The sequence below is a fragment of the Mycobacterium sp. genome (assembly GCF_035314665.1).
Classification (GTDB): domain Bacteria; phylum Actinomycetota; class Actinomycetes; order Mycobacteriales; family Mycobacteriaceae; genus Mycobacterium.
On sequence record NZ_DATFZD010000230.1, the window covers coordinates 1 to 3,296 of the forward strand.

The 3,296-nt window shown below is 67.1% G+C and carries 2 protein-coding genes; one reads left to right on the plus strand and one right to left on the minus strand.

Annotated features, from left to right (window positions below; translation table 11 throughout):
• Positions 1–395: 395 nt before the first annotated feature.
• A complete protein-coding gene (locus VKI00_RS17005; protein WP_324439366.1) occupies positions 396–1,352 on the minus strand; it encodes an amidohydrolase family protein in 957 nt (318 codons plus the stop codon).
• Positions 1,353–1,693: 341 nt separating this feature from the next.
• Between VKI00_RS17005 and VKI00_RS17010 the strand changes: the two genes are divergently transcribed.
• Positions 1,694–3,296: GAF domain-containing protein (locus VKI00_RS17010; protein WP_414687226.1), on the plus strand; the 1,603-nt coding region annotated here is incomplete at its 3' end.

Here is a 3,296-nt window from a genome sequence, read left to right on the forward strand (position 1 = left end):
CCCGACTTGGGTCAGATTAGTGCACAAGCGCGCAGTCGATTTGCCCAGGTCATCGTCATCGTCATCGACGGCGGTGAGGAGTTTGCGCGCTGGTGGATCGAATTGTGTTGCGCTCCAGTCGAATTGAAATCGCGTCTTGTAGAGGCGCGCGTAAAATCGCGGAGCCCATCGGGTGTCTTGGCGGCGTTTTCAGCCCCGTTTAGTGCGCAAGTTCCGCCAACCTTCGGGGCAAAGATGCAGGTCAACGACCTGGGCGCCGACCGGAACGTGGAACGTGACCCAAGTCAGGTCAGACAACGCCCGCACACCGCCGCCGGTTCGTACGGAGGAGGAGGGGGATGCGAAGCCCCCACGTCAACGGCCCTATCGCCTACCCAAAGCGTCGTAACTTCGGTTTAGCGCAGCAGCCGAATGGCGTTGCGGGTGGTGAGTGCCCGCCAGCTGTCGTCGTCGGGCTGATCGGCTTGGTCGATGGACGCCAGCTGGGCGTCTACTCCGTGGGCGGGGGTCCAGCAATAGTCGCTGCCATAGAGCAGCCGCGCGGCGCCGAACGCCGCGACCGCGGCTGGCACTTGGTGCGGGAAGGGTGTGCCGGCGATGTCGAACCACAACCTTGTCAGCTGGCGGGGCACCGCGCTGTGGGGGTCATCATCGCCGAGAAAGACGGTACGGAACAGCTCCATCCGCTCGGCGAGCAGCGGCAGAGTGCCCCCACCGTGGGTGAAGACCCATTCAATGTCGGGATAACGGACCAGCGTGCCGGTGAAGACAAGGTTGCTGACCGCGCGGGTGCTGTCGAAAATGAACTCCAGCATCGGCCGGGGCCGGCCAAGGGCAATCGTTTCGGCGTGCGGCGGTGACGTCGGATGCACGAACACAACAGCGCGGCGCCGGTTGAGTTCGCGATAGAGGGTTTCGTAGCGGTCGTCGCCGAGATACACGCCGGCGCTATTGGTTTCGATGGTGATCCCGTCGCTGTCGAGTTCATCAAATGCGTAGCCGAGCTCGTCGAGCGCGCCGGTCACGTCGGGCAAGGGCAGCGAGGCGAAGTGACCGAACCGGCCGGGGTGATCCCGAGAGATCGCGGCACCGGCCTCGTTGACTTCCCGCGTGAGGCGGCGCGCCGAGGCATCATCGCCGAAGTGGGTACCGGGCGAGGAAATTGACAGCATCGCGGTGGCCACGCCCCAGCGGTCCATCAGTCGCAGATGCTCCTCGGCGGACCAATGGGGCCAGCCTGCCATCCCGTCCGGGTGAATATGGCCGGCGTCGCGCGCGGCGGTTACGTAGGCGTCGGTGAGGAAGTGGGCGTGCACATCGATGAGCTGCTGGTCGGTTTTGGTGACGTCCATGACCATCCTTTATGACCGAGTCTTGCAATCAGTGCAGCAGGCGCGCTACCCCATCCGCCGCGGACGTGCCAACACGGCAAGGCGGCGACGAGCCGGGGCCAACGACGATGCGCGAGGCGATCCTCTTAAGCCTCGCTGCGCGGCACCGGACGCAAGCGGGTCTCCTACTCCTCGTCTCCTCGGGCCTAAAGGTTCCTGGCACCCGGCAGTTCCGACTACGAGCGCGCCAAAAGGCTGCGACACCGCGTTGATCGCCTAGCCTTCAGACCCGCCTGGCGACTGCGCTGACCCCGGTCGCCTGGCCTTTCGCAGCGGGAACAAGGGGGTCAGACTAGGGGGTTATGGCAGAGGCGAACTGCTCTTTCGACGACGAGCTGGTGAGGCTCTTCGATCTTTCGCATGATGCGTTTTGCATCGCGGGGTTCGACGGCTACCTCAAGCGCGCCAATCCGGCGTTCCCACGCCTCCTCGGGTACACCACAGAGGAGCTGCTGGCCAGGCCGTTCATCGACAACATCCACCCCGACGATCGCGAGCCCGTCGAGGCTGTCCTCGCCGAACTCGCCGCCGGTAAACCCGTCGTCGGGTTCGAGTGTCGCCACATCTGTGCCGACGGCTCGCTGCGCTGGTTCGAATGGAGCACCAGCAGCCGGCCCCAAGCAGGCGTCATGTACGGGGTGGCCCGCGACGTCACGGACCGCCGCATAGCCAACGACGAGCTGAACGCGCTGCGCCGCGTGGCCACGTTGGCTGCGGAGGGCGTGGCACCGGCGGACCTGTTCGCCGTGGTCGCCGAGGAGGTCGCCCACGTCATCGACGTCCCGCGGGTGAGCGTCGCGCGCTACGAGCTCGACGGCACGGCAACCACCTGTGCCATCTTCCCGCCCCTAGATCGGGTATCTTCGGTCGGCCAGCAGTGGTCTCTGGCCGGCACCAGCGTGCTGGCGCGGGTGCGCAGCAGCTGCGAGTCGGCACGCATCGATGACTACTCGGCGCTGGACGGCGAGCTCGCGGCGACCATGCGTCGCATCGGGATTGGTTCGACGGTCGGCGTCCCAGTCACGGTGGCGGGACGCCTGTGGGGAGCGATGGCGGTTTTCAGCACGGAGCCCGACCCGCTGCCGGACGACACCGCGGCGCGGCTGGCCAGTTTCACCGAGCTGCTGGCCACCGCGATCGCCAACGCCGAGTCCCGCGAAGCCCTCGGATGGCTCGCCGAGCAGCAGGCCGCGTTGCGGCGGGTCGCGACACTGGTGGCGCGCGCGGTCAGTCCGGCTGCGGTGTTCTCCGCGGTGGCCGATGAAATGGCCAGGTGCGTGCGTGTGGCTCACGCGACGGTATCCCGCTACGACAGCGACGCGTGCGTGCCTCTCGCCGTCTATGACGGGGACCGGCTTCGCAAGCTGCCTGGGGGCCTCCGCCTCGCATTGGACGGAGACAACGTCGCGGTGCGAGTGTTGCGCACCGGCCGTGTCGCCCGGATGGACAGTCACGCTGATGCTCCGGGTTCCCACGCCGCGCGCATACGTGAGCTTGGCATCCGTTCGGCGGTCGGAGTGCCGATCATCGTGGGCGGAAGCGTGTGGGGCGCAGCGATCGTCGGCTCAACGGCCCCCGAGCCGATGCCACCGGACACCGAAGCGCGCATGAGCGACTTCGCCGACTTGGTCGCCACCGCGATCGCTAACGCCGCCACCCGCACGGAGCTGCAGGCCAGCCGCGACGAGCTGCGTGCGCTCGCTGAGCAGCAGGCCGCGTTGCGGCGGGTGGCAACCCTGGTCGCGCGCGGGACTCCCCCATCGGAGGTGTTCAGCGCGGTGGCCGACGAGATGGCCCGATGCCTGGATGCGGCCAACGCGTCGGTGAACAGTTTTGAAAATGACAGGGTCACCGTCGTCGCCGTGGCTGCCCTCACGCCCGGGATCAAGCGCGCGCCGGTTGTCG